We start from the raw sequence: 25402 nt of genomic DNA, 5'->3' as shown, positions 1-25402 counted from the left end.
ATGGAAAGCGGCGAGACGCTTCTGAAAAAGCTCGACGGCAAGTTGTCGGGCCTGCGCGGCAGGCTGACAGCGGATGCCGGCATGGACAAGATTACCTGGTTTCGCGCTGGCGGACCGGCGCAGGTCCTTTTCCAGCCCGCTGACGAGGAAGACCTTTCCGCATTTCTGAAGGCGGTGCCCGAAGAGATTCCGATCCTCGTTGTTGGCATTGGCTCCAACCTTTTGGTGCGCGATGGCGGCGTTCCCGGCTTTGTCGTGCGGCTCTCAGCCAAGGGTTTCGGCGAAGTCGAACAGGTTTCCGACACGCAATTGCGGGCAGGGGCGGCAACGCCTGACAAGCGTGTGGCTGCGGCGGCGCTGGATGCAGGGCTCGCAGGATTTCATTTCTACCATGGCATCCCCGGCGGCATAGGTGGCGCGCTGCGCATGAATGCGGGCGCGAACGGCGTGGAAACGCGCGAGCGCGTCGTGGAAGTGCGCGCGCTTGACCGCAATGGCGAGGTGCAGGTGCTTTCCAATGTGGATATGGGCTACGCCTACCGGCATTCCTCGGCTTCGCCGGGCCTGATTTTTACCTCCGTCCTGTTTGAGGGGATTGCGGGCGAGCGCGACGCAATCAGGCAGGCCATGGACGAGGTGCAGCATCACCGCGAGACGGTGCAGCCGGTGCGCGAAAAGACAGGCGGTTCGACCTTCAAGAATCCGGAAGGCACATCGGCCTGGAAGGAAATCGACAAGGCAGGCTGTCGCGGTTTGCGGGTCGGCGGCGCGCAAATGTCAGAGATGCACTGCAATTTCATGATCAATACAGGCACCGCAACGGGGCTTGATCTGGAGACTTTGGGCGAAACGGTTCGCGCCCGAGTTTTTGAAAATTCGGGTATTCGCCTTCATTGGGAAATCAAACGTCTCGGTTTGTTCCGCGAGGGCGAGCCGGTTGAAGAGTTTCTTGGAAAATTTTGATAAAAAAGTTGCCCGGATTTTCTACCTGATATTCCGGGCTTTTTTGCCTTCGCAAGCGACACGTAAGGTTCGTCCCTTCCTATAGGGTCTTGTCACGGAATCAATCCTCTGATTCTTTAGGGTTAACCACACAGTGATTTGATTCGGCAGGATTTTCCTGCCGCGGGTGCCTGCGGCCTGTGCTGCTGGGTTGCTCGGATTCTGTTTAATTGATGCGCAGGGGATTGCGCAGAGGGGATGCTAACATGACGGGAAAGCACGTTGCCGTTTTGATGGGCGGTTTCTCTTCGGAGCGTCCGGTAAGTCTGTCCTCCGGAGCGTCTTGTGCTGCGACCCTCGAAGAGTGCGGCTATCGCGTGACGCGTATTGACGTGGATCGCAATGTTGCCACCGTTCTTGCCGAGCTGAAGCCTGATGTTGTTTTCAACGCGCTGCACGGCCCGTTCGGTGAGGATGGCGCTATCCAGGGTGTTCTCGAATATCTCCAGATTCCCTACACGCATTCGGGCGTTCTCGCTTCGGCGCTGGCCATGGACAAGGATCGCGCCAAGAAGGTTGCCGCCGCCGCCGGCGTTGCCGTTGCTCCCTCGCTTCTGCTCAATCGTTTCGAGATCGGTACCGAGCATCCGATGAAGCCGCCTTACGTGGTCAAGCCGGTGCGTGAAGGTTCCAGCTTTGGCGTCGTGATCGTCAAGGACGATCAGGCCCATCCGCCGCAAATCATCAGCTCTGCCGAGTGGAATTATGGCGCCGAGGTTCTGGTCGAGAAATACATTCCCGGTCGCGAGTTGACCTGTTCCGTTATGGACGATCGCGCCATGGATGTGTGCGAGATCATTCCCGTCGGGCACCAGTTCTACGATTACGATTCAAAATATGTTGCAGGCGCATCAACTCACGTGTGCCCGGCGAAAATTTTACCAAATATTTACCAAAAAATACAAACAATGGCCCTTACGGCGCATCGGGCAATCGGGTGTCGGGGTGTAAGCCGGTCAGACTTCCGTTTCGATGATCGTTTCTCCGAAGATGGCGAAGTTATCTGGCTGGAAATCAATACCCAGCCGGGGATGACTTCCACCTCGCTCGTGCCTGATATCGCCAGAGCGGCTGGTATCTCTTTCGGTGAATTGTTGAGTTGGATGGTGGAGGACGCGTCTTGTTTGCGTTGAACGGAAAATCGGACGGATACGGGCGCTCGGGCTCGATGCGGGATGCATCGGGTGCGATGGGTGCCGCTTTTGTCCTGCCGCGCTTCCTGCGCAAGCCGTTCCGCTTTGCCGTCCGCCTGTTTCAGGGCAATGTCAATATTCCGCGCCATGCCGGCACCGTCGGCATGCTGGGCTTCCTCGGTGCGACCGGTCTCTATGGCATGGCCGTCGGCGGTCATACGCCCGAGGTCGTCAAGACAACTGCATCCACGCTTGGTTTTGCAATCGAGGATGTGAAGGTTGTCGGCAACAACGAGACCTCCGACATCGATATTCTTGGTCAGCTCGATCTCGACGGCGAGACGTCCCTTGTCGGCCTGAGCGCCGAAGAGGCCCGCCAGTCCATCGACAAGCTGCCCTGGGTTGAAAGCGCGGAAGTCCGCAAGGTTTATCCCGGCACCGTTCTCGTGTCGCTGCGCGAGCGCAAGGCGTTCGCCATCTGGCAGAACGACAAGGATCTTTCCTTGATCGACGCTGCGGGCGACACCATCGTTCCGTTCCGTCCGGGCCGTTACAATTCGCTGCCGCTCGTGGTGGGCGAAGGCGCGGAAAAGAAGGTCAAGGGCTTCGTCGATGAGATTGCCGCCTATCCGGCGCTGGCCGGAAAGGTTCGCGCTTACGTTCGGGTCGGCGACCGTCGCTGGGACCTGCTTCTGGATAATGGCGTGCGCATCATGCTTCCGGAGACTGATCCGCTAAAGGCGCTGGCGCATGTCGAGAAGCTCGATCAGGAGCAGCATCTTCTGTCGCGCGATATCGCTGCGGTCGATCTTCGTCTCGAAGATCGTGTGACGGTGCAGCTGACGGCAAGCGGCATGGAGCAGCGCCAGAAATTTCTGGCAGAGCGTAAAAAAGAACTATCCCGCACGGGGAAACGCGTATGAGTATTCTGGGCGGCAAGGGGACATCACAAGGCGGGACTGCAGGGCGCAAGGTGCGCCTGTTAACGGTTCTGGATGTCGGGTCGAGCAAGGTTTCCTGCGTCATCGCAAGGCTGCGTCCGCATGAGGGCGGCGCACTGCTGCCAGGCCGCACGCACCGCATGGAAGTGCTGGGCATCGGCCATCAGCGTTCGCGCGGCGTCAAGTCGGGCGTCATCATCGATCTGGACGCGGCTGAACAGTCGATCCGTCTTGCGGTCGACGCCGCAGAGCGCATGGCTGGCCTGACCGTCGATAGCCTTATCGTCAATATTTCCGCTGGTCGCCTCAAGAGCGAAACCTTCACGGCAAGCGTCAATCTGGGCGGCCATGAAGTGGAGCAGACGGATATTCGCCGCGTTCTGGCGGCTGGCGCAAAGCAGGCGCTGGCCGCTGAACGTCACCTCGTCCATTCGCTGCCCGTCGGCTATACGCTCGACGGTGAGCGCGGCATTCGCGATCCGCTTGGAATGCTCGGCGACAGCCTCGGTGTCGACATGCACGTGCTGACAGCCGATGCTGCGCCGCTGCGCAATCTGGAGCTTTGCATCAATCGTTGCCATCTGTCGGTGGAAGCCATCGTTGCAACGCCTTATGCCAGCGGTCTTGCGGCTCTGGTCGGCGACGAGGCTGAAATGGGCGCAGCCTGCATCGATATGGGCGGCGGCACGACGACGATTTCCGTCTTCTCCGAAGGCAAGTTCATTCACGCCGATGCCGTGGCCATCGGCGGCACGCACGTTACGATGGATGTGGCGCGCGGCTTCTCCACCCGTATGGAAGATGCCGAGCGCCTCAAGGTCATGTACGGCTCGGCGCTGCCAAGCGCTGCCGATGACCGCGACCTCATCTCGGTTCCCCCGATCGGTGACGATGAGCGTGATGTACCCAATCAATATCCGCGCTCGGTACTGACGCGGATTATCCGTGCGAGAGTGGAAGAGACGCTGGAACTGGTGCGCGACAGGCTCAACCAGTCCGGCCTCGGACATATCGTCGGCAAGCGCGTGGTTCTGACGGGGGGCGCAAGCCAGTTGCCGGGAATGCCGGAGGCTGCCAGACGAATCCTTGCAAGAAATGTACGAATCGGGCGTCCTCTAGGAATAGCGGGATTGCCTGAGGCGGCTAAGGGGGCGGCTTTCGCCGCGACCGTTGGACTTCTGATTTACCCGCAGGTGGCCGGGATAGAAGAACGGTCGGTGAAAGCGGCTTCCTCCGGTCTCATGACCGGTACGGGTGGGCGCATTCAACGTGTCAGCCAATGGCTGAAAGAGAGTTTCTGAGTATCCAGTATTGTGTAAGCTGTTGAAATAGCGTGTTGAATTAGCGTGTCGACTTATTGGGGCGTGACCATCTGGGTAACAACCAATCCACACCGCGGCGGCGAAGCGGTGGTAAGGCTTAAGAGGAACAAGGACCTATGACTATCAATCTGCAAAAGCCGGATATCACCGAGCTGAAGCCCCGCATCACCGTATTCGGTGTCGGCGGCGGCGGCGGCAATGCGGTCAACAATATGATCAATGCCGGCTTGCGCGGCGTGGATTTTGTCGTGGCCAACACCGACGCTCAGGCTTTGACGATGTCGAAGTCCGAACGCATGATCCAGCTCGGCGCTGCCGTTACAGAGGGTCTTGGTGCTGGTTCCCAGCCAGAGGTTGGCCGTGCGGCTGCTGAAGAATGCATCGACGAAATCGTCGATCATCTGAACGGCACCCACATGTGCTTCGTGACGGCAGGCATGGGCGGCGGCACCGGCACCGGTGCTGCTCCGGTCGTGGCGCGTGCTGCTCGTGAGCGCGGTATCCTTACCGTCGGCGTCGTGACCAAGCCTTTCCATTTTGAAGGCGCACGCCGCATGAAAACTGCCGATCTCGGCATCGAAGAACTGCAGAAGAATGTCGATACGCTCATCGTCATTCCAAACCAGAATCTTTTCCGCATCGCCAATGACAAGACCACCTTCGCCGATGCTTTCGCAATGGCTGACCAGGTGCTCTATTCGGGCGTCGCCTGCATCACCGACCTGATGGTCAAGGAAGGCCTGATCAATCTCGACTTCGCCGACGTTCGCTCGGTGATGCGCGAAATGGGCAAGGCCATGATGGGTACGGGCGAAGCGTCCGGCGAAGGCCGCGCGATGGCTGCTGCCGAAGCTGCAATCGCCAACCCGCTGCTCGATGAAACCTCGATGCGCGGTGCGAAGGGCCTCCTGATCTCGATCACCGGCGGTCGCGACATGACCCTGTTCGAAGTCGATGAAGCCGCGACGCGTATTCGCGAAGAAGTCGATCCGGATGCGAACATCATTCTTGGCGCGACCTTCGACGAAGGCCTCGAAGGCGTCATCCGCGTGTCTGTCGTCGCTACCGGTATTGATAAGCAGTTAGGAGACGCGGCGCCTGCGCCGCTGGAATTTCGCCAGCCGGTAAAGCAGACCGCACAGGCAAAGCCGATGGCTCCGCATGGCGCACTGCGTCCTCCGGTCGTTGAACAGCCGCGTCAGGTCGATCCGATTGCCCAGGCGATCCAGTCTGCTGAAGCTGAAATTCCCGCCGCACCGGCTGCACCTGCCGCTTCGGCAGAGCCGGAATTCCGCCCGCAGAGCCGCATCTTCCAGGCTCCGGCACCGGAATCCTTCGAGCGCGCTCCGGTTGCCCGTGCGCCGATGCCGCAGGCTCCGGCTGCCCATCAGGCACAGGCCGTGCAGCAGCCGGCCTACCAGCAGCCGCAGATGCATGAACAGCCGGTTCGTGAACCGCGTCCTGCTCCGCGCATGCCAGCCGTTTCGGATTTCCCGCCGGTTGCACAGGCTGAAATCAATGCCCGTCGCGCTCCGCAGCAGCCTGTACAGGAAGAACCGCGCGGTCCGATGAGCCTCCTGAAGCGTCTGACCCACGGTCTGTCGCGTCGTGAGGACGATCAGCCTGCGGCCCGTCTGGAACCGGCTCAGCACCGCGAACCCGGCATGCGCCCGGCTGAACGCCGCGCTCCACAGCAGGATTCGTCGATCTATGCACCGCGTCGCGGCCAGCTTGACGATCAGGGCCGTCCGCAGCCGCGCGCAGCTTCGGAAGAAGACCAGCTCGAAATCCCGGCCTTCCTGCGCCGCCAGTCGAACTGAGCCATTTCTGGCAATGAATATGAAAGCCGCGGGTAACTCCGCGGCTTTTCGTTTCTGTAAACAGAAACAGCACATTCGTAAGAAAGCGTGATTTTGTTCAGGCCGCGCGAATTATTATCTTGATCGAAACGGGTATGGTTCGGGCGGCGGAGTTTTGTACACCCTTGCGTGATTCCTGTCGCAATTTTAGCTATATCTATCCATATAGACCCAAGAATTGCGAAATCGGTCGTTGAAATTCCTTTTGGGCGACCTGCACTCATTATATTCAGCAGATTGGAACTGTCTTGAGCGCTTATCAAAAGACAATTGGTCGTGCGGTCACGCTTTCAGGCGTCGGCGTTCATGGCGGAGCTCCTGCTTCGGCGACATTCTTCCCGGCTGATGCCGACACCGGCATCGTATTCCAGCGCTCAGACCTGAAGGGCAAGGCGCCCGAAGTGCGCGCCCATGTTTCGCAGATCGGTGCGACGGACCTTTGTACGTCTCTCGGGCCGAAAGAGTCCAAGATCGACACGGTGGAGCATCTGATGGCGGCAATCGCCGCTCTCGGGATTGACAACCTTGTCGTGGAAGTCGATGGCCCTGAAATTCCCATTCTTGATGGCACCTCGGCTCGTTTTATCGAGGCTTTCGATGAAGCGGGTATCGTCACGCAGGAAGCGAAGCGCCGCTTTATCCGCATTTTGAAAACGGTCCGCGTCGAGGCTGGCGGCTCCTGGGGTGAGTTTCGCCCCTTCGCCGGTACGCGATTTGAGGTCGAGATCGACTTCGAGTGCCCGCTGATCGGCCGGCAGAAATTTGCGAATGATGTGGATGAAGCGACCTTCCGCAAGGAGCTTTCCACCGCACGCACTTTCGGTTTCATGAAGGACGTGGAGCGCCTCTGGGCTTCCGGCCATGCGCTTGGTTCGTCGCTCGACAATTCGCTCGTCATCGGTGACGATAATTCGGTCATCAATCCCGGTGGTTTGCGTTTCAAGGACGAGTTCGTCCGTCACAAGACGCTCGATGCCGTTGGCGATCTGGCGTTGGCAGGCCTGCCGTTCATCGGTTGCTTCCGTTCCTATCGCAGCGGCCACCGGCTGAATGCGGAAACCGTGAAGGCGTTGCTGTCGGACAAGTCGGCATTCGATATTGTCGAAGCTTCCGGTGTCCGCAAGAATTCAACAGCCTCCGATTTCGTTGCCGTGAAGCCGAATATCGCTGCTCCCTGGGCGCTTTGATTTATAGCATGAAATGAGTGGGTATCGGCACATGGCCTTAATTGGGCCGTGTTCGCCGGTTCCCCTCGCAATTGAGTCGGTGCGCCGTTTCCGCGGTGGATTGATCGGGGAGTATCTACCCATGCGGGTGGTCAATACCGGGGACAATTCACACTGGTTACGGGTTTCGACGTGCCGTCCGGCGGATTCGGGCTACTAGACGATTGCCGATTTCGCCTGCATGTGGTTTATGGACGGCCAAAACAGCGTCAGCAATGTTCTTACATTGGCTGGAGCTGAATGTTTTGTATGGATGGAGCAGCCGTGCAGTGCTAGAAGCACGCAACTCCAAACAGGAATGACGCTGCCAGAAGGCCGGAGACCGCATGACGAGTTTCAAATTCAAGGGTGTGACGAAAACCGCGCTGCTGACTGGCGCTATCGCCGTTCTTATCCCGCTCGCCGGTTGTGCCAGCAAGGATGACGACATCGATCTCACCAAATATGTCGAGACGATCGATCCTGCCGACAAGCTCTACAATGAAGGTCTCGCCAATCTGGATGCAGGCCGCCTCGATGAAGCCGCGAAGAAATTTGCTGCCGTCGACCGCCAGCATCCCTACACGGAATGGGCGCGCAAGTCGCTCGTGATGGCTGCCTTCACCAACTACCGCAAGGGCAATTACGAAGAAGCGATCTCGATGGCGAAGCGTTACAACACGCTTTACCCGACTTCGCCGGAATCGGCCTATGCCTATTACATCATCGGTCTTTCCTACTTCCGCCAGATTCCGGACGTGACCCGCGACCAGGCCGCAAGCCGCCGCGCAATCGCCGCGATGCAGGAAGTGGTCGATCGCTTCCCGGATTCCGAATATACGGATGACGCCAAGGCCAAGATCCGCTTCGCCCGCGACCAGCTTGCAGGCAAGGAAATGCAGGTCGGCCGTTACTATCTGGAACGCAAGGAATATCTGGCTGCCATCAAACGCTTCCGCGGCGTGGTAGAAGAATATTCCAACACCCGTCAGGTGGAAGAAGCGCTCGCCCGTCTTGTCGAAGCCTATTATGCGCTTGGCCTGACCTCGGAAGCCCAGATGGCCGCGTCGGTTCTCGGCAAGAACTATCCGGACAGCCAGTGGTACAAGGACAGCTACAAGCTCCTGCAGAGCGGCGGTCTTCAGCCGCGCGAAAATGGCAATTCGTGGCTGGCCAAGGCTTCGGCGCTCATCACCGGCGGCGGCTCATAAGCTGATTCTCACATGCTGTCGCACCTGTCGATCCGCGATATTGTTCTGATTGAAAGGCTCGACATCGAGTTCAAGACGGGCTTGTCCGTGCTTACCGGTGAAACCGGGGCGGGCAAGTCCATCCTGCTTGATTCGCTTTCACTGGCTCTGGGCGCGCGCGGCGACGCCTCACTGGTGCGTCATGGCGCCGATCAGGGGCAGGTGACGGCGGTATTCGATGTGCCGGGCGGACATCCTGCCCGGAATTTTCTGCGCGATAACGGTTTTGACGATGATGGCGACATCATCCTGCGCCGCCTGCAGATGGGCGATGGCCGCACGCGCGTCTTCATCAATGATCAGGCGGCGAGCGTCGCGCTTCTTCGCGACCTTGGGCGCAAGCTGGTGGAAATTCACGGCCAGCACGATGACCGCGCCCTGATCGATACCGATCTTCATCGTACATTGCTGGATGCCTTCGGTGGTCTCGAACAAGAGGCTGCGGTGGTTCGTGAGCGTCACAAGGCCTGGCGCGATGCGGAAACCGCACTTGCCAAACACCGCGCTCGCGTCGAACAGGCCGAGCGCGAAGGCGACTATCTGCGCTCTTCGGTCGAAGAACTGACGAAGCTTGATCCGCAACCCGGCGAAGAGGAAGAACTCGCTGAACGTCGCGCGATCATGATGAAATCCGAGAAGATCGCCGGTGACGTGAACGAAGCTGGCGAATTGCTGTCGGGGCAGGGTTCCCCCGTGCCGTCGCTTGCAAGCCTTGTGCGTCGTCTGGAGCGCAAGATTCCGGAAGCGCCGCATCTGCTGGAACCGGTTTGCAAGGCAATCGACGAAGCGCTCAACAGCCTGGCTCTTGCGCAGGACGGCATCGATCATGCCATGCGCGAAATCGATTTCGATCCTCGCATACTGGAACAGGTCGAGGAACGGCTTTTTGCGCTGCGCGCTGCCGCGCGCAAATATTCCGTTGCCGTGGAAGGCCTGCCCGCGCTGCGTGACAAGATGGATTCCGATCTTGCCGACCTCGATGCCGGCGCGGAAAAGCTCGTCCAGCTTGAAGGCCAGGCGAGCGAAATGCGTGCGGCCTATGATATGGCTGCCGCCAAGCTCTCCGCTTCGCGCAAGGAAACCGCAGAACATCTGAAGGCCGCTGTGATGGCCGAATTGCCTGCGCTCAAGCTCGAGCGCGCCGAGTTCATCGTCGAAATGACGACCGATCCGGAAGCCCGCGCGGCGGAAGGCATCGATACGGTGGAATATTGGGTGCGCACCAATCCGGGCACGCGGGCAGGGCCCATGATGAAGGTCGCTTCGGGTGGCGAGCTTTCGCGCTTCCTGCTGGCGCTGAAAGTGGCGCTTGCCGATCGCGGTTCTGCTCCGACGCTCGTATTCGATGAAATCGATACCGGCGTGGGCGGCGCTGTGGCGGATGCGATCGGCCAGCGCCTTGCACGGCTTTCGGGCCGTGTGCAGGTGCTTTCGGTTACGCATGCGCCGCAGGTGGCGGCGCGTGCCTCCACCCATTTCCTGATTGCTAAGTCGGCGACCAACGAAGACCGGATGGCGACCTCGATTCGATCCATCGGGGTGGACGAGCGGCAGGAAGAGATTGCCCGTATGCTCGCCGGTGCCAGCATCACTGATGAAGCGCGCGCAGCAGCGGAGCGCCTCCTTGCCGAAAATAGCGCGCTGGCAATTTAAAAGCCTGTCAGCAGTCACTGTGCAGTCCGCTGTTTTCGTAGGCGTAATCATATTTCTTGGTTATGTTGGGCGAAACTGAATCAGCAGGTTTTGCTTCGCTTATGACCGATATTCCCGTCGAAAAACTGACCGAGCCAGAAGCCGTTTCCGAACTGGGGCGGCTGGCGCGTGAGATTGCGCATCATGATGAGCTTTATCATGCCAATGACCGACCGGAAATTTCAGATGCGGAATATGACGCGCTGAAGCGGCGCAACGATGCAATCGAAGCGCGCTTTCCGCATCTGGTGCGGACAGATAGCCCGTCCTTGCGGGTCGGCACTGCGCCGGTTTCCAAATTCGCCCCGGTTGTCCATGCGCGCCCGATGCTTTCGTTGGGCAATGCATTTTCGGATGAGGACGTGCGTGATTTTGTCGGCAGCGTCTACCGATTTCTGGGGCAGTTGCCGGACAATTCCATCGCTTTTACCGCCGAGCCGAAGATCGACGGCCTTTCCATGTCGATCCGTTATGAGAACGGAGTTCTGGTCAGCGGTGCGACGCGCGGCGACGGCACGACCGGTGAGAATGTGACCGCGAATATCCGCACCATTGCCGAAATCCCGAACAGGCTCCCAGCTGGAGCGCCGTCCGTCGTGGAAGTGCGCGGCGAGGTCTATATGGCCAAGAGCGATTTCCTCGCGCTCAATGAGCAGATGGCCGCTGAAGGCAAGCAGACCTATGTGAACCCGCGCAACACGGCAGCAGGTTCGCTACGCCAGCTTGACGCCAAGGTGACGGCAAGCCGCAAGCTGAAGTTCTTCGCTTATGCCTGGGGTGAAATGTCGGACATGCCCGCCGACACACAGATGGGTATGGTCGAGATGTTTCGCGAGTGGGGCTTCCCGGTCAATCCGTTGACAAAGCGGCTCCACGGTGCGGACGAATTGCTTGCGCATTACCGTGCCATCGGGCTCGAACGACCGACGCTGGACTATGATATCGACGGCGTGGTCTACAAGGTCGACCGGCTCGATCTGCAGACGCGGCTTGGTTTCCGCTCGCGCAGCCCGCGATGGGCCATTGCGCATAAGTTTCCGGCAGAACAGGCGACGACGATCCTGCGCGGTATCGACATTCAGGTCGGGCGAACCGGCGCGCTGACGCCGGTGGCGCGACTGGAGCCGATCACGGTCGGCGGGGTGGTCGTCACCAATGCGACGCTGCACAACGAAGATTATATTAAGGGCATCGGTCTCAAGGGGGAGCGTATCCGCGCGGACGAGCATGACATTCGCCTTGGCGATACGGTCATTGTGCAGCGCGCAGGCGACGTTATCCCGCAGATTGTCGATGTTATACTGGAGAAGCGTCCGGTCGATGCCGTGCCGTTCCATTTCCCGCATGAATGCCCGGTCTGTGGGAGCCACGCGGTGCGTGAGGAAGGCGAGGCGGTCTACCGCTGTACCGGTGGCCTGACCTGTGCGGCGCAGGCGGTCGAGCGCATTCGCCATTTCGTATCGCGCAATGCCTTCGATATCGAAGGTCTTGGGGAAAAGCAGGTTGAGTTCTTCTTCCACGCCGAAGATGACAGCCTGAAGATCAAATCGCCTGCGGATATCTTTACGCTGCAAAAGCGGCAGGCGGGTTCTCTCAAGAAGCTTGAGAACATCGAAGGCTTCGGCGCGACTTCCGTGAAGAAGCTTTACGACGCAATCAACGACCGGCGTGAGATTGCCCTCAATCGCTTTCTGTTCGGTCTTGGCATCCGTCATGTTGGCGAGGTCAATGCCAAGCGCTTTGCCCGGTCCTATCTGTCTTATGCCGCGTTTGAAAAAGCTGCACTGGAAGCCGTCCCGCCGAAAGAAGGCGACCGTACCGACAAGGGCAATGAAGCCTGGCAGGACTTGATCGCGGTAGAGGGCATTGGTTCCATTGTTGCCGAGGCGGTCGTGGATTTTTATGCCGAGCCGCATAACCGCGAAGTGCTGGCGGCTCTTCTGGCGGAAGTGACGCCGCTTGATGAGGCGGCGCGCGTTGCCACCGGTTCGCCGGTGGAAGGCAAGACGGTGGTGTTTACCGGCAGCCTGGAGCGTATGTCGCGCGATGAGGCCAAGGCCATGGCAGAACGCTATGGGGCAAAGACCGCCGGATCGGTATCGAGGAAGACCGATCTTGTGGTGGCTGGACCGGGTGCGGGCTCCAAGCTTGCCAAGGCATCGGAGCTTGGCATCGAAGTCATTGACGAAGATGCCTGGTTCAAGCTGGTCGGAGAAGAATAATGGCCCCGTTCAACGGTTTTGGCGAGAAAGCGATCCCGTTTCTGAAAGCTCTGGATTTTCACCAGAACCGCGAATGGTTCGTGGAGAACAAGGAACTTTTCGAGCAGCAATTGAAGGAGCCGCTTGGCGATCTTGTCGAGGAACTGACGAGCCGGTTTGAAAAGGCTGGTCTGCCGTTCAAGGGCGACCGAGCGAAATCGCAGTTCCGCATCAAGCGTGACACGCGGTTTTCGAAGGACAAGGCTCCCTATAATCGTCATCTGTCTGCACTGCTGTCGCAATCGGGCACGAAATGGGACGAGAGCGGATGCTTCTATGTCTGCATCGGCTTGCCGGGTGTGCGCGACAGCTACGCCTGTGTCGCGTGGTGGGGACCGAAGAAAGAACTACTCCAAGCCATACGCAACTCTATCGTCGAGAAGCCGGAAGAATTCCGCGCCATGGTCGCGAAACTCAAGAAAAACGGCTTGAAAATCAGCGACTACGACCGGCTGAAACGAACGCCGCGGGGTTTTGAGGCCGTCACTGACGACGATCTGCTGGAAGCCATTCGCAATCGGCATTTCTCGGTGCGGATGGAAATCGACCCTGAAACGATTACCCGCGCCGATCTGGCGGATCGTCTTGTCGATTTCACCGAACGGGCTCGTCCGCTGGTGGACTGGATGCACAAAATCGAAAAGACCGTTCTGCAACAATCATGATCATTCATGAATGCATCAGCGGGATTTATGAGTGATGCCCAAATGCGGCATCGTCGTTTAATAGTATGATTTTTTGGGAAATCATATTCCAACCGGCAGAAGAATTTCATAACTACTCTTCATTCGGAGGAGTGAGTATTCGTGAATCAGACTTTTCGGCCCGGAAGGGCTTCAGCGCGCGCCGATATTGTTGACGGTGTCCGGCGTGGACTTCCGCTTGTCGTCGCAGGAGCGCCATTTGGCTTGCTGTTCGGGGCTCTGGCTGTCGATAACGGCTTGTCGCTTTCCGAAGCGGTATTCATGAGCGCGATCATCTATGCCGGTGCCAGCCAGATGGTGGGGCTCGATCTCTTCAGCCAGAATATTGCGCCGTGGATGATCGTCATGTCGATCTTCGCGGTCAATTTCCGGCACGTGCTCTATTCGGCGACGACAGGTCGCCGCATCCGTCACTTCAAGCTATGGCAAAAGGCGCTGGCTTTTTTCGTTCTGGTGGACATCCAGTATGCGGAGGTCGAACAGCGTGCGGAAGCCGGCAAGCCAGTCACCTTCGCCTGGTATATGGCCCTCGGGCTCACCTTCTATCTGACCTGGGTTCTGGAAGCGCTTATCGGTGGTTTGTTCGGCAATCTGATAACCAACCCCTATGCCTTCGGCATCGACTTTCTTTTGCCAATCTATTTTCTCGGCATGGTCATGAGTTTTCGCCATCGCCAGAACTGGCTGCCTGTCGTTATCGTCAGTGCGATTTCTGCGGTCGCAGCCTACAAGTTCGTGGGGTCTCCGTGGCATGTTTCGCTGGGCGCGCTTGGCGGGATTGCGCTGGCGGCGATTATCGCAAAGCCACGGGAAGGGGAGGCGTAAATGTCCACCACGATCTGGATCATTCTTGCAGGCGCGCTCTGCACCTATCTTACCCGCATCGGCGGGCATCTGGTCCTGTCACGCTTCAGCCATGTGCATTATCGGGTGGAAGCGGCGCTCAACGCAGTGCCTGCGGCTGTTCTGACGGCCATTGTGGCCGCACCCGCTTCAGATCACGGCTGGCGGGAACTGCTCGTGTTGGCGGTGTGTATCGTGCTCTCGCTGCGACTCAGCATGATGACAATGTTTTTTGCGGGCGTAGCGCTCCTGATGGCGCTACGCCATTTTGCTGCGTAAAAGTGCTATCAAAGCGGCGCGGTGGCCGCTTCAAGCCATTTGCGTTCAGCGTCCTTGAGATGGCCGGAGAGCTTCTCGCGCACGCGGGCGTGATAGCTGTTCAGCCAGTCTATTTCCTCCTGCGTGAACAGCGACTTGTCGATCAAGCGCCGGTCGATGGGGCAGAAAGTCAGTGTCTCGAAGCCCATCATCGGAATATCGCCACCTTCGGGCACTTCCGGTTCGGTGACGATGATGAGGTTTTCGATGCGGATGCCGAATGAACCCGGCTTGTAATAACCCGGCTCGTTGGAAAGGATCATGCCCGGCAGCAACTCCTGCGCGCCCTTCTTCGAAATGCTCTGCGGGCCTTCATGGACCGACAGGTAGGAGCCGACGCCATGGCCGGTTCCGTGCGCGTAGTCGAAACCATGCTTCCACAGTGCAATGCGGGCCAGAGCGTCGATATCCTGGCCGCGCGTGCCTTTCGGGAAACGGGCGGTGGTGATCGCGATCACCCCTTTCAGCACGAGCGTGAAGGCCTTGATCGTCTCCGGCGACACGCTGCCGATGGGCACGGTGCGGGTGATGTCGGTAGTGCCATCGCGATATTGCGCGCCGGAATCGACCAGATAGAGTTCGCCGTTTTCGAGCGTCCTGTTGGTATCGGTGTTGACGCGGTAATGGATGATCGCGCCATTTGGCCCCGCACCGGAGATCGTGTCGAAGGATATGTCTTCCAGCGGCATCTGGAAATCTCGCCCGGCATCGGCACGCGATTCTTCCAGCTTTCGGGCGGCGCTGATTTCATCGACCGTACCGGGCTTCTGGGCGTCGATCCAGGAAAGGAAATTGACCATCGCCACGCCGTCGCGCTCATGCGCTGCGCGCGAGCCATCAAGCTCGGCCTTGTTCTTGATGGCGCGAGGAATACGGGCCGGATCCTTGCCTTCGATCACGCTACCGCCTGAACTGTCGACGATGAGGCGGAGTTTTTCGGCAGCAAGAGCGGGATCGAGAAGGATAGCTTCGCCTTTGACCGCGCGGGCACTGAGATGCCCCTCCAGATCGGCAGGTGCTGCGAGCCTGGCAAGCTGCGTCAGATAGGCACGCGGTTCGATGGCGAGCTTGCGTTCATCAATAAAAAGCTCTGGCTCGCCTTGCGTGGGAATGATTGCAAAGCTGAGCGGAAGCGGCGTGTTGGAAACGTCCTTGCCGCGAATATTGAACACCCACGCGACCGAGGACGGATCGGTGAGGACAGTCGCGCTGGCCCCGCTTGCGGCAACGGCCGTCTGCATTTCCCTGATTTTGTCCTCCGCCTCATGGCCTGCGAAACGGGCTGGCTGGATCGTGACTTCCGCCGAAGGCACGCCGGGCTGGTCGTCCCAAATGGCGTCGACAAGGTTGATCTCGACTGGAACCAGTTGACCCCCCTGGTTTTCGAGCGCCTCGCGCAAAGCGCGGGCTTCCGAAATGGTGTGAAGCCACGGGTCGAAGCCGATATTCAGACCCTTGCTGTTCTCCTCCAGCCAGGAAGCCGGTGAATTGGTCACGAGGCTTTCATAGGAAAAGACCTTTGGGTCGGTCTGGGCGCGAACCTGCAATTCGTAGCGTCCATCCACGAAAACATAGGCGCTGTTCTTGAGGATGAGCGCAGCACCTGCCGATCCGGTGAAGCCGGTCAGCCATGCAAGACGCTGCGCATGGGGCGGGACATATTCTCCCTGATGCTCATCGGCGCGAGGAACCAGAAAACCGTCGAGGCCAAGCTCGGCCATCTTCGTGCGCAGCTTTGCAACGCGCGGGGCTCCATTGGCCGGATTTGTGGTGACGTCGAAATTCTGAAAAGCCATTTTGTAACTCGCTCAAAACAGGAATACGCCTTGGTGCATGCGGCCCGTTAGAGCAGTGTGGTTAAACTGCTCTGTCTCTTGGATGTTACGCATTATCCGAAGCAAAACCACTTCGCACTTTTGCTGGAAATGCTTTATTTCAAATGGATCGCCACCCAGCCTTCGCGATGCAGCGTCTTTTGATGGGTGAGACCCTGTGCCTGATAGGCAGCGAGCACCGCATCGTGCTGGCTGTCAAGTATTCCGGAAAGAATGATGGAACCGCCGGACGCGAGGTGTTCTTTTAGGGAAGGCGCAAGCTCGATAAGCGGATTGGCCAGAATATTGGCGACGATCAGGTCGAACGGTGAATAGGAACGGAATATCGCGTGGCCGAAGCCCTCGGCTGTTGCCGTGACGATGTGCTCGGCAACGCCATTCTTGGCGGCATTTTCAGCAGCGACCGTAACGGCGACGGGGTCGATATCGGTAGCCAATACCGGAATGGGAGCGAGCTTGGCGATAGCGATGGCGAGAACGGCGCTGCCGGTACCGAGATCAAGCGCATTGGTCGGATGTTCGCTGGTGACGGTCTCCTCGATCAGTTCGAGGCATCCCGCCGTTGTTCCGTGATGGCCGGTGCCGAAGGCAAGGCCCGCGTCGATTTCGATGGGAATATCGCCTGCTTCGATCTTGTCGCGGTCGTGCGAGCCATGGACGAAGAAACGTCCGGCTCTCACCGGCTTCAGACCTTCCAGCGAATGCGTGACCCAATCGATGTCCGGCAGTTCCTCGACGGCAAAAAGGCCAGTACCTACCAGTTCATCGATCCGCCCGGCAACTTCTTCGGCATCGTCCTCGACATAGACCGAAACCTCGAAAACCCGTCGGTCTTCATCGATCTCGGTGATTGCTATGGGAAAGCCATCGTCCTCGAAAGCCTGTTCGAGAATGTTGTAGATGCGCTCGGATTCCGCCTTATCTGCCGAAAAGAAAAGTCGTGACTGGGCCATGAAGTAAAAAGCTCTCTGCTGGAAATGTTCTAGAGCTTCTCCTTAGCTCTTTGCAGCGCCTTTGGCCAGATTCTTCAACTTTTCCAGAGCCGTATCCGGGTTTTCCTGATAGGCGATGGTGCTGCGGAAGCGGCCGCCCTTGTCGAGCAGAAATACCGATGCCGTATGATCCATGGTATATTCGCCGTCTTCACCGGGAACCTTCTTTGCGTAGACGTGGTAGGACTTCACCACATCCGCAATATTCTGCGGCGTGCCGGTGACGCCGATGATGCGGTCGGAAACGTTGCCGACATAGGTTTTCATGACTTCCTGCGTGTCACGTTCCGGGTCGACGGTGATAAAATAAGCCTTGATGTCACTGCCTTCCGGTCCGAGCTGCTTCAGCCAGCCATCCATCTCATAGAGAGTGGTGGGGCAGACATCGGGGCAGTGGGTGAAGCCGAAGAAGATGGCCGCCGGCGCGGCGCGCAGGTCGTTCTCGGTGAACGGCTTTCCGTCCATGGTGACGAGGTTGAGTGGGCCGCCAAACGGTTCTTTAGCCGCCTGCTTGTCGCGGAAAAGGTTAAGCCCCGCAGCGCCGACAATGACGACGATAAAGGCGATGATGAAGATGGGCAGGAATTTTTTCATGTCCAGTCAGCCTTGAATTTCCGAACGCGCCTCGTTGCGCTGCTCAACAACCTATCTTTTCTTTATGCATTGCAGAACCGTCGTTAAAGCCGCATCCTGCATCATGAAGAGCTGGCGGCAGTGTAGGGTCATTTGTTCAATTTTCAATAATTTCTGAAATTTTTGACTATTTGTCGCGTGGGAGATGAACGAGTTTAGGGGACACTTGCTTTGTCTTTCGCAAGGGGGCGAACTGATATATGCCTGAAATGGCAGCGGCATAGGCCGATCTTCGCGGATTTCGCTGTTTGTAGCGATGCTTCGGGTGAATATTCATGACGTCGTCAGATGACCTTCGTTTCCAAAACAGTGAACCTCGCATTCATTCCACTGCTCAGCTGAAATCAGTCAAGCTGGGGCGGTATGCGGATATCGGTGAGCGTGTGATTCTGCGTGAAGTCACGGTCGGCGATTTCACCTATTTCGAGCGGAACGGTGAGGGGATCTATGCCGAGATTGGCAAGTTCTGCTCCATTGCTGCGAATGTCCGCATCAATGCGCTCGAACACCCTATGGAGCGGCTGACGACGCATAAGGTCAGCTACCGGCCAAATGAATATTTTCGTTATCTGGGCGTTGATGGAGAGTTCCGTGCAAGGCGTCAGGCGCAGCGCGTGATCATCGGTAATGATGTGTGGATCGGCCACGGTGCGGTCATCACACCGGGCATCCAGATCGGCCATGGCGCTGTGATTGGCGCGAACACCGTCGTAACGAAGGATGTGCCGCCTTATCATGTGGTCGGTGGTGTTCCGGCCCATTTTATTCGCAAAAGGTTCGACAATGCCGTCATAGAACGGCTGCTTGAACTTGAATGGTGGAACTGGCCAGTGGAAAAACTCTACGAAGCGGTGCCGGACATTCAGATGCTCGAGATCGAGGCGTTTCTTGAAAAGTGGAGCGGCTGAATCCGGCTCTTGCAAAGCCGTAATTATTTTCCCACTTTCACGTCACGATAGTTCTGGAGACTGGAAAATATGGTCGGACTGAAGCGTTTTGCCGGTTTGTTGCTTGCTCCAATGATGGTTGTTGCAGCTTCGGCGGCTCCCGCCGAGGAAGTCGGCAAGGTCGGCGTCGACTGGCTTGGAAACGATATCATCATCGACGCGGTACAGGACCCGAAGGTGCAGGGCGTAACCTGCCATCTGGCGTCGTTCTCACGTGGCATGATCGACCGGCTGCAAAAGGGTAACTGGTTTGAAGACCCATCCAATGCTTCGATTTCGTGTGAGCAGACAGGGCCGATCACCATCGGCGACATCGATCTTGGCAAGGGTGGAGAACGGGTTTTCTCCGAACGCACCAGTCTGATCTGGAAGAAGCTCGTCATCACGCGCATTTACGACAAGACGAACAATACGCTGCTTTATCTCGCCCATGCGACGCAGGTTCAGGACGGTTCCGCGAAGACCTCGCTTTCGACCGTGCCGCTCTATAAGGGCGATGTTGCGTGGGCTAAAGGTAAGCCGGAATAGCAAAGCTTTTGCTAATCCGGCTTCTTCAGCAGGTGTAATTCAGATCGGCTGGACGAAGCTGTCGAGAACGCGCTTTTGCCCAGCCTTGTCGAAATCGATGGTGAGTTTGTTGCCGTCGATAAGCGAGATCGTGCCATTGCCGAACTTGATATGAAACACGCGGTCGCCAAGCTTGAAGGCCGATGGCTTGTCGGCCACTGACTTGGCTACCAGTTCGCCGTCTATCGTGCGGCCCTTCACAGAACCACGTCCGGCGCCGAAGCCGGAATCGGTCTCGCCATAGCCGATACGCTCGACGCGACTGCCGGAGCGCGAGCCCCAGTTATTGCGTGTCGCATCGGAACGGTTCTGTTGCGCACGCTGCCAGCCGGGCGTCGAATAGGTGTTCTGGAACGGATCGGCCTTGTCGAAACGGGACTGCCCATAGCCACCGCCATAACCGCCGTAATTGCCTTCCAGTTCAGCCACTTCCACATGCGCTTCCGGCAATTCTTCCAGAAAGCGGGACGGAATGGTGGATTGCCACATTCCATGGATGCGCCGGTTGGACACGAACCAGATATGCAGATTTTTCTTGGCGCGGGTCACGCCGACATAGGCGAGGCGCCGTTCTTCCTCAAGGCCCGAACGCCCACCTTCGTCAAGCGCGCGCTGGTGCGGAAACAGGCCTTCTTCCCAGCCGGGCAGGAAGACCGTTTCAAACTCCAAGCCCTTGGCTGAATGCAGCGTCATGATGTTGACGGCATCCAGATCCTCGTTCTGCTCGGCATCCATGACAAGGGCGACGTGTTCAAGGAAACCACGCAGGCTTTCGTATTCCTCCATGGAACGGATGAGTTCCTTGAGGTTTTCAAGCCGACCCGGTGCTTCGGCAGACTTGTCATTCTGCCACATAGCCGTGTAGCCGGACTCATCGAGGATGGTTTCCGCCAGTTCCGTGTGCGGTGTATTGTCGATCATCGACTGCCAGCGCAGGAAATTCTCGACCACTTCGCGCAGCGCGGAGCGTGGCTTCGGCTTCAACTCTTCGGTTTCGATGAGGTCGCAAGCCGCAGCGAACATGGAAATGTCGCGTGCGCGGGCATAATCATGCACCTGCCGGATGGCGGCTTCGCCCAACCCCCGCTTCGGCGTGTTGATGATGCGCTCCAACGCTAGATCGTCGGCAGGTTGCGCGACCACGCGCAGATAGGCCATCGCATCGCGGATTTCGAGGCGCTCATAGAAGCGCGGACCGCCAATGACGCGGTAATTGAGGCCAAGCGTGACAAAGCGGTCTTCGAATTCACGCATCTGGAAAGAGGCGCGAACGAGGATCGCCATGTTGTTGAGGAGGTGCCCCTGACGCTGTGCCTGTTCGATCGCTTCACCGACTGCGCGCGCTTCCTCTTCGGAGTCCCAGGCGGCATGGACTTTCACCCGTGGATCGTCCGGATTGGGCGCTTCCGTAAACAGCGTTTTGCCGAGGCGGCCCTCATTATGTGCGATCAGGTGTGCGGCGGCGCCGAGAATGTGCGCCGTGGAGCGGTAGTTGCGCTCGAGCTTGATGACGACTGCGCCCGGGAAATCCTTCTCGAAACGAAGAATATTGTCCACTTCTGCCCCGCGCCAGCCATAGATCGACTGGTCGTCATCGCCGACACAGCAGAGATTGACTTTGTTTTCGCTCACGCCGAGTTCACTGCGCTCACCGGCTCCGCGGGGGCCTTCGGACGCCCTAGCGGGCTGTATGGGCGCATTTGTGTTTTGTGTTGTGGCAGAGGTATTTCTCGATTGAGGGCGTTGTGCAAGCAAGCGCAGCCAGAGATATTGCGCCGTATTTGTATCCTGATACTCGTCCACCAGAATGTAGCGGAACTTTGCGTGATATTCGCGCAGGATATCCGGATGATTGCGGAAGATGCGGATCGGATGCAGCAGAAGATCGCCGAAATCGCAGGCGTTCAATGTGCGCAGGCGTTCCTGATAGGCTTGATAAAGCTCGCGCCCGCGACCATTGCCGAATGAGCGTGCATCGCCTTCAGGAATATCGGATGGGCCGAATCCCTTGTTCTTCCATCCGTCGATCATGTTGGCGAAGGTGCGCGCCGGCCAGCGCTTGTCATCAAGGCCTTCAGCCTGAATGAGCTGCTTGATCAGCCGGATCACATCATCAGTGTCGAGGATCGTGAAATCCGATGTCAGATTGGCAAGTTCCGCATGGCGGCGCAAAAGCTTGACGCCGATGGAGTGGAATGTGCCAAGCCACGGCATGCCTTCCACTGCGCCGCCGACCAGATGGCCAATACGCTCCTTCATTTCACGCGCAGCCTTGTTGGTGAAGGTCACGGCGAGAATCTGGCTTGGATAGGCGAGGCCGGTGGTCAGAATGTGCGCGATACGGGTCGTCAAAACGCGTGTCTTGCCGGTGCCCGCACCGGCAAGCACCAGCACCGGACCCTCTGTCGTCAGCACAGCCTGACGCTGTTCGGGGTTCAGCCCTTTCAGGTAATCGGGTTCGCCGCGCTGCTGGTTGCGTGCTGCCATGGCACGTGCGGCAATGCTGCCGGGAGCAGGCGTGCGGCTTGCCGGAGCGTCGTCATCGCCGAAAAACGGCATATCGTCGGGAAAGTCAGACATTTGACCCGAATGTAATGATTCGTGGCTGAAAGACCAGCGAAAGGGTTAAAATATTCGACTACTCTAATTGAGTAACGCGACGATCCGTAAAGTTCAGGCGATGAGAAGCCAGCGCTTCGACGAGCCCGCGCAGTTCGGGTTCACGCTGCAACAGATCGTCCAGTTCCGTCATCTGGTTCATGGCGATCAGCCGCAGAATGTCGTCGCGGACGGTCCCATCGGCGCGCCGTGGCAGATGGGCAACCGGCTGGATCAGTTCGACCTTCTGTCCTTTAAGTCTTGCGCGCAGACTTTTCTCGTCTGCGTTGAGCGTTTCCACGAAAGCGTAGATGCCGACGCCCTTGGCTGGAAGTGAATAGAGCGCAAGCGCCACATCGGTTACGCGCGGATCGGATTTCAGTGCCGCACGGATTGCAGGACCTTCGTTGTCGATCCGGTCGCCCGTACCTTCACCGTCCGACCAGCTGAAAATGCCACGGGTGATGAAGTTGTAGACCTTCTTGCCTGTCGCGAGCCAGATGCGGGAGGGCAGGGACCGGCGCGCCAGAATGCGTTTTTCCGTTGGTGTCATCCGGTCCTTGGCGAAGGCACGCTTCTGCTTGAGCAGATGGCGGAAATCCTCATACGCCATCAGCCGATAGAGGGCACCGCGACGGCGATGAACGCTTGCCAGCTGGAAGTCAATGACCGCTGCTTCGCCTTCAGGCGTCATCAGCCAGTTCTGGGGCTTGGCGAGATCGTTATGGGTGACGCCGAGTCGGCGCATGTCGCGCAGGATGCGATGCGCGGTGCGATACCATTTCGGATCTGAAGGGCGGGCCAGATGCAGTGGCGTTCCCTCTGTCCAGGATCGATAAAGCCCGTCCTTGTCAGTGGCAAGCAGTTGTGGGACGCCTTCGATACCGCGCACTGTCTTGAGACCGCGAATTTCGCGCCGGGCCAATATCCAGGCCAGCGGCTTCGACCACCAGGGAGCGGCGCTCACCACGCGACGGATGATGCGGGTTTCGGGATCGTTCACGAAATAGCCGGCATGGGTTTCCGAAAACACGTCGCGCTTGAATACGGCGGTTTCCACAAATTCCGGTATTTGATCGCCTTTCAGAGGCACATCTATATTGGGGTTCTGAACCATAAGGCTCCACTAGTGGATTGCATCCGATCAATCAAGTTTGATGGCCGACAAGCCTTATTGCAATCACGTGATCGAAGGCGCACAAGGAACGCACAGATTTCGTGCAGCTCATCGGGAAAATGCAGAAAATGGCACAAGGCGACGACAGCAAGCAGGCGATTGCGCAGATCATCCGACAGGAACAGGCGCTTATTTTTCCCTCGTTTGACGAAAATGCAGCATTTGCGCTGGGTGCGAGCATCCGCGATATCGCCGTGAAGGAAAAGCTTGGAATCGCCATCGAAATATCCCAGTGGGACCGGCAATTGTTTTATGCGACGACAGCCGGAAGCACAGTGGACAATCAGGAATGGTTGCGCCGCAAGTTCAATGTGGTGCGCCGTTTTCACGCTTCGACCTATCGTCTTGTTCTGGAACAGAACCGCGAGGACCGAATGTTCGCTCCCCACAAGGCGCTGAATGTGGAGGATTACGCACTGGCAGGGGGCGGGTTTCCGATCCGCGTTGCCGGGGCGGGCGTGATCGGTGCGGTGATCGTATCTGGGCTGCCGCAGCGCGAGGACCATAATCTGGTGATCCGGGCGGTGGCGAAACATCTTGGGCAAGACCCGGTTGCTCTGGCGCTGCCTGCCGTTTGAATATCGAGTTTCGGAGAATGAACGATGTCGCTTGAAAATGTTGTCGCGCTTGCCCGCAACGAGGACGGTATCGCCGCAGCAGTCGGTGTCCTCAAGCAGCGTTTCGGTGAGCGTGCGCAGACCGGTCAGGCTATCCGCGAACAGCACGGCCACACGACAACCTATGTGCCGACGCAGGCACCCGACATCGTCATCTTTGCCGAGAACGCGCAGGAAGTGCAGGATGTCGTGCGTATATGTGCCGAGCACCGTGTGCCGGTTATCGCTTTCGGTGCCGGCTCGTCGCTCGAAGGGCAGGTGAACGCGCCAGCTGGCGGCGTGTCGCTTGACCTCACCCGCATGAACAAGGTGGTTGCCGTTCACGCGGAGGATCTCGATTGCGTGGTGGAGCCGGGCGTTACGCGTCGGGAACTGAATGAATATCTGCGCGACACGGGACTGTTCTTCCCGATCGATCCGGGTGCCAATGCCACGCTGGGCGGCATGGCTTCAACCCGCGCTTCCGGCACGAATGCGGTGCGCTATGGGACCATGCGTGAAAATGTGCTGGCGCTTAAAGCCGTGATGCCCGATGGCCGCCTGATCGAGACCTCCAAGCGCGTGAAGAAAACGGCTGCGGGCTACGACCTCACGAGGCTGCTTGTCGGAGCGGAAGGAACTCTTGGCATCATCACCGAACTGACATTGAAACTACAGGGAATTCCACAGGCGATTTCCGGTGGCATCTGTCCTTTCCCGGATGTGGATTCGGCTTGCCGCACGGTGATCGAAACCATCCAGATGGGCATTCCCGTTGCGCGCATCGAGCTTGTGAACACGCTTCAGATGCAGGCGCTGATCCTCCACTCCAAACTGCCTTATGAGGCGCAGCCCTATCTGTTTGTCGAGTTCCACGGGACGGAAAGCGGCGTTGCCGAGCAGGCGGAATTGTTTGGAGAGATTGCTGCGGGCAATGGCGGCGGCGATTTCCGGTGGACACACGATGCAGAGGAGCGCGACAGGCTCTGGCGTGCCCGGCACGATGCCTATCTGGCATCGTTCCTGCTGAGACCGGGTTGCAAAGGTGTTTCGACGGATGTTTGCGTGCCGATTTCGCGTCTGGCGGATTGCATTGGCGAGACGGAAAAGGACCTCGCCGAAACCGGCCTGATCGCTCCGATCGTCGGGCATGTGGGCGATGGAAATTTCCACCTGCTCCTGCTTCTGGACACGGATGATGCGAGCGAAATGGAACGTGCCGAAGCTTTCATGGACCGGCTCGCCAAACGTGCCATCGCCATGGAGGGCACCTGCACCGGTGAGCACGGTATCGGGCAGGGCAAGATGAAGTATCTTACCATGGAATTGGGTGAGGCCACGGATTACATGCGGGCCATCAAGCAAGCACTTGATCCCGACAACATCATGAATCCGGGTAAAATACTGATTTCGTGATTCAAATCAGGCCTTTGAACGATTTTGCCAAGAGTTTGATTCATGCAGGCGTGCATATCGGGGTGGCCGGGATGCAATTTGCCTTGTTGTCGCCGGATCGATGCCGTTATG

21 protein-coding genes are annotated in these 25402 nt (G+C 58.2%); 16 read left to right on the top strand and 5 right to left on the bottom strand.

Annotated features, from left to right (window positions below):
• The 12 genes from murB (at position 1) to OINT_RS07625 (ending at position 14491) form a co-directional block, all read left to right on the top strand.
• Positions 1–963: a UDP-N-acetylmuramate dehydrogenase gene (gene murB, locus OINT_RS07680; RefSeq protein ID WP_006467219.1), complete on the top strand. Its 963-nt coding sequence runs from the start codon at positions 1–3 to the stop codon at positions 961–963.
• A 245-nt stretch (positions 964–1208) separates the two neighbouring features.
• Positions 1209–2135, top strand: coding sequence for a D-alanine--D-alanine ligase (locus OINT_RS07675; protein WP_006471680.1), 927 nt, complete (start codon positions 1209–1211; stop codon positions 2133–2135).
• Positions 2123–3058, top strand: coding sequence for a cell division protein FtsQ/DivIB (locus tag OINT_RS07670; RefSeq protein ID WP_039852685.1), 936 nt, complete (start codon positions 2123–2125; stop codon positions 3056–3058). Before OINT_RS07675 ends, OINT_RS07670 begins: the two co-directional genes overlap by 13 nt.
• The gene (ftsA, locus tag OINT_RS07665) at positions 3055–4377 is read left to right on the top strand and encodes a cell division protein FtsA (protein WP_006467216.1); all 1323 of its coding nucleotides are present in this window, start codon (positions 3055–3057) and stop codon (positions 4375–4377) included. Before OINT_RS07670 ends, ftsA begins: the two co-directional genes overlap by 4 nt.
• Before the next feature lie 137 nt (positions 4378–4514).
• Entirely contained in the window at positions 4515–6218 is a 1704-nt protein-coding gene (gene ftsZ / locus OINT_RS07660; RefSeq protein ID WP_006467215.1) for a cell division protein FtsZ, read from the top strand.
• Between the two features lie 287 nt (positions 6219–6505).
• The gene (gene lpxC, locus OINT_RS07655) at positions 6506–7444 is read left to right on the top strand and encodes a UDP-3-O-acyl-N-acetylglucosamine deacetylase (protein WP_006467214.1); all 939 of its coding nucleotides are present in this window, start codon (positions 6506–6508) and stop codon (positions 7442–7444) included.
• 365 nt (positions 7445–7809) lie between these two features.
• Entirely contained in the window at positions 7810–8673 is an 864-nt protein-coding gene (locus OINT_RS07650; protein ID WP_006467213.1) for an outer membrane protein assembly factor BamD, read from the top strand.
• Between the two features lie 12 nt (positions 8674–8685).
• The gene (recN, locus tag OINT_RS07645; protein WP_006467212.1) at positions 8686–10365 is read left to right on the top strand and encodes a DNA repair protein RecN; all 1680 of its coding nucleotides are present in this window, start codon (positions 8686–8688) and stop codon (positions 10363–10365) included.
• A 101-nt stretch (positions 10366–10466) separates the two neighbouring features.
• Positions 10467–12626: an NAD-dependent DNA ligase LigA gene (gene ligA / locus OINT_RS07640; protein ID WP_006471683.1), complete on the top strand. Its 2160-nt coding sequence runs from the start codon at positions 10467–10469 to the stop codon at positions 12624–12626.
• The gene (locus OINT_RS07635; RefSeq protein ID WP_006467210.1) at positions 12626–13330 is read left to right on the top strand and encodes a DUF2461 domain-containing protein; all 705 of its coding nucleotides are present in this window, start codon (positions 12626–12628) and stop codon (positions 13328–13330) included. The genes ligA and OINT_RS07635 overlap by 1 nt, the downstream gene beginning before the upstream one ends.
• A gap of 141 nt (positions 13331–13471) precedes the next feature.
• Complete coding sequence (locus tag OINT_RS07630; protein WP_006467209.1) at positions 13472–14194, top strand: AzlC family ABC transporter permease; 723 nt, start codon at positions 13472–13474, stop codon at positions 14192–14194.
• Positions 14195–14491, top strand: a complete 297-nt coding sequence (locus OINT_RS07625) for an AzlD family protein (RefSeq protein WP_006467208.1) — start codon at positions 14195–14197, stop codon at positions 14489–14491.
• Positions 14492–14499: 8 nt separating this feature from the next.
• Here OINT_RS07625 and OINT_RS07620 read toward each other — a convergent pair whose 3' ends face one another.
• The 3 genes from OINT_RS07620 to OINT_RS07610 form a co-directional block, all read right to left on the bottom strand.
• Complete coding sequence (locus OINT_RS07620) at positions 14500–16326, bottom strand: aminopeptidase P family protein (protein WP_006467207.1); 1827 nt, start codon at positions 16324–16326, stop codon at positions 14500–14502.
• Positions 16327–16460: 134 nt separating this feature from the next.
• Positions 16461–17318, bottom strand: a complete 858-nt coding sequence (locus OINT_RS07615; RefSeq protein ID WP_006467206.1) for a 50S ribosomal protein L11 methyltransferase — start codon at positions 17316–17318, stop codon at positions 16461–16463.
• Positions 17319–17360: 42 nt separating this feature from the next.
• Positions 17361–17951, bottom strand: coding sequence for an SCO family protein (locus OINT_RS07610; protein WP_006467205.1), 591 nt, complete (start codon positions 17949–17951; stop codon positions 17361–17363).
• 314 nt (positions 17952–18265) lie between these two features.
• Between OINT_RS07610 and OINT_RS07605 the strand changes: the two genes are divergently transcribed.
• Together OINT_RS07605 and OINT_RS07600 are read left to right on the top strand one after the other, a co-directional pair.
• On the top strand, positions 18266–18898 hold the full coding sequence (locus OINT_RS07605) for a DapH/DapD/GlmU-related protein (protein WP_006467204.1): 633 nt from the start codon (positions 18266–18268) through the stop codon (positions 18896–18898).
• A 69-nt stretch (positions 18899–18967) separates the two neighbouring features.
• On the top strand, positions 18968–19465 hold the full coding sequence (locus OINT_RS07600) for a CreA family protein (RefSeq protein WP_006467203.1): 498 nt from the start codon (positions 18968–18970) through the stop codon (positions 19463–19465).
• Positions 19466–19504: 39 nt separating this feature from the next.
• Here OINT_RS07600 and OINT_RS07595 read toward each other — a convergent pair whose 3' ends face one another.
• Entirely contained in the window at positions 19505–22084 is a 2580-nt protein-coding gene (locus OINT_RS07595; protein WP_006467202.1) for an ATP-dependent helicase, read from the bottom strand.
• A gap of 58 nt (positions 22085–22142) precedes the next feature.
• Positions 22143–23219, bottom strand: a complete 1077-nt coding sequence (locus tag OINT_RS07590; protein WP_006467201.1) for a serine/threonine protein kinase — start codon at positions 23217–23219, stop codon at positions 22143–22145.
• Positions 23220–23347: 128 nt separating this feature from the next.
• Between OINT_RS07590 and OINT_RS07585 the strand changes: the two genes are divergently transcribed.
• A complete protein-coding gene (locus OINT_RS07585; RefSeq protein WP_006471684.1) occupies positions 23348–23857 on the top strand; it encodes a heme-degrading domain-containing protein in 510 nt (169 codons plus the stop codon).
• Positions 23858–23881: 24 nt separating this feature from the next.
• On the top strand, positions 23882–25291 hold the full coding sequence (locus OINT_RS07580; protein ID WP_006467199.1) for an FAD-binding oxidoreductase: 1410 nt from the start codon (positions 23882–23884) through the stop codon (positions 25289–25291).
• Positions 25292–25402: the final 111 nt, after the last annotated feature.

The organism is Brucella intermedia LMG 3301 (genome assembly GCF_000182645.1).
In the GTDB taxonomy this organism is placed as follows: Bacteria; Pseudomonadota; Alphaproteobacteria; order Rhizobiales; family Rhizobiaceae; genus Brucella; species Brucella intermedia.
This window is presented reverse-complemented; position numbering and strand designations above follow the sequence as displayed.